This is a genomic window from Stenotrophomonas maltophilia group sp. RNC7, from assembly GCF_030910085.1.
GTDB lineage: Bacteria > Pseudomonadota > Gammaproteobacteria > Xanthomonadales > Xanthomonadaceae > Stenotrophomonas > Stenotrophomonas sepilia.
In genome coordinates this window covers 1-1,813 of sequence record NZ_JAVFVN010000564.1, presented here as the reverse complement: position 1 = coordinate 1,813, position 1,813 = coordinate 1, and the positions used below count along the sequence as shown (strand labels likewise).

At 54.1% G+C, this 1,813-nt stretch carries 4 protein-coding genes; all 4 read right to left on the bottom strand.

Features of this window, described 5'->3' with window-relative positions; all coding sequences use genetic code 11:
• Window positions 1-53 precede the first annotated feature (53 nt).
• Window positions 54-197 (bottom strand): hypothetical protein, encoded by a 144-nt coding sequence (locus tag RCF13_RS10860; RefSeq protein ID WP_308141164.1) that lies wholly within the window; start codon window positions 195-197, stop codon window positions 54-56.
• A complete protein-coding gene (locus RCF13_RS10855; protein ID WP_308141163.1) occupies window positions 194-1,126 on the bottom strand; it encodes a hypothetical protein in 933 nt (310 codons plus the stop codon). The genes RCF13_RS10860 and RCF13_RS10855 overlap by 4 nt, the downstream gene beginning before the upstream one ends.
• Complete coding sequence (locus RCF13_RS10850; RefSeq protein ID WP_100652905.1) at window positions 1,116-1,343, bottom strand: hypothetical protein; 228 nt, start codon at window positions 1,341-1,343, stop codon at window positions 1,116-1,118. Before RCF13_RS10850 ends, RCF13_RS10855 begins: the two co-directional genes overlap by 11 nt.
• Window positions 1,340-1,813, bottom strand: a 474-nt coding sequence (locus RCF13_RS10845; RefSeq protein WP_308141162.1) for a DUF551 domain-containing protein, incomplete at its 5' end; no start/stop codon positions are given. The genes RCF13_RS10845 and RCF13_RS10850, both read right to left, overlap by 4 nt.

Genomic DNA, 1,813 nt, shown 5'->3' with positions numbered 1-1,813 from the left:
CACCTCCCTGTCAGGCGCGTCTAGCTTGGAGAGGCGGGTAATGAGGTCGGAAGTCATAGCACACCTACATAGAAAAGAGTTGCACGAATGAGGTGGTAACTGAGGTAGAACAGTGCCCCGCCAGCAAGTGCAAACAGGGCTGCTAGTCCGATAAAGGCCAGCCAGATAAGCGGTGTTGGGTCAGGGTAGCGGCTCATGGCTTCCCTCCCAGCAGGGCGCGGGCGCGACGCACATCACCAACAGTGAAATAAGGCTCACGGGTTCCCATGTTGAACATAAGCCCGTGTTCATCTGGAATGCGGGTGAAGGAGCCTTCCGGTCCGTCAGCAGTCTTGATCGCCGCAAACGGCTCCAGCGCCTTTTCAGCAGCCTCAGCACGCTTCGTCGCTTCGTGGGCGGTCTCGTAGGCGAGAGACTGCACCAACGCCTCGATCTTCCCGTTCGCAGCCGCGAGCTTGGCTTCGAGGTTTTTGATTTCGCGCTTGAATTCATTTATTACTGATCGGCAATCAACGAGCCTTTCATCCTTCGCCGCGTTGTCGGCTTCGAGGCTAGCGATTGTTTTATCCTTCAACTCGCAAAGAGTTTGAGCGGTTTCCATGGTGGACTTAAGGAAAAGCGCCTTCTCTCGTTCCTCCGCCAATAGCTCCACAGCCTGCGAGCGGGTGACGAGTTGGATGCATTCGGGATGAGGGTGGAAGCCTTTTATCCATGCTATATCGTCAAATTCGCCAAACTCATCAAAGTGCGCTTGTGCCACCGTCACCAACTCCCCGCACTTGCCGTCAGTATCCGGCGATACGGGAGCAACGGGGGTGGTGCGGGTGTTCTCTAGACGCTCCGCATCTTCGTCCAAACACGTGTTGCAAAGGCCGTTCGCATTGCGAGGTACAGAACCGCAGCGAACACACGACCCATCAGAGGGGAAGTCATCCTCGTTGGATAAACTGCAATTCCATTTTTCAATTATGCTGCCATCAGCCGATCCGTCGCTAAAGCCAAGCATAGGGCAATCTGTAGGATCAGCATGGATGATGGCATCCGCATCGCCTTCGGAAGGCCATAAAGCACTACGTAACATCATGGTTTTACTGCAAAACGGGCAAGGTTTCAGTTCACTCGCCATGGCGGTCGCCTCCTGATGGGTTGGAAGGCCAAGAAACTTGCCGTGTCATTGGATTAGCAAAGGCTATCTCGTAGGCATTCACTGCCATGAGCAACATACTGGTTGGGTAGGTCTGCTTGCGCCAGTCGCTGGCGTTGAGGTCGAAATCGTCATGACAGACCATGCGGATTTCAATCATGTCGCCGGGTCGAGCATAAATTATCCTTGGCTTGCTCATGATCCCGCCGCCTCCTGAGAAGGTGCAGATGGGAGAGGACGCCAGTGGGTGGGGCTTATTTCGCGGATTTCTTCATACGCCCAAGATGCTACAGCGCCATCTGTCCATGCGCCTCTTTTATGCGCATCACCTGTTTCTTCGTCATATCCAGCAATTTCAAAGCTATCGTCATAATGTGCGACAGTTTGAAACCACTGCTTTTCTCCGCGAACAGAGGTTACCGCTTGCCACGCTATTAGAACCGGCGTCCCATCCTTCGGCGCGCTCTCAATCGGCAGCCACCCATCCCCCTCGACCTTACCGGCGTCGGGATGGTCCGGGATAATGAAGGACGTTTCGCTGTCAATAACGATGCGGTCTCCGCGCTGCTGGAGCATCATGGCAAGGTTTGCAATGTCTACCGGATCGCCTTTCCAGATGTGCTGTATGAGCAAATAGGATAGGTATTCTGCCGAACATTCATCCTTATT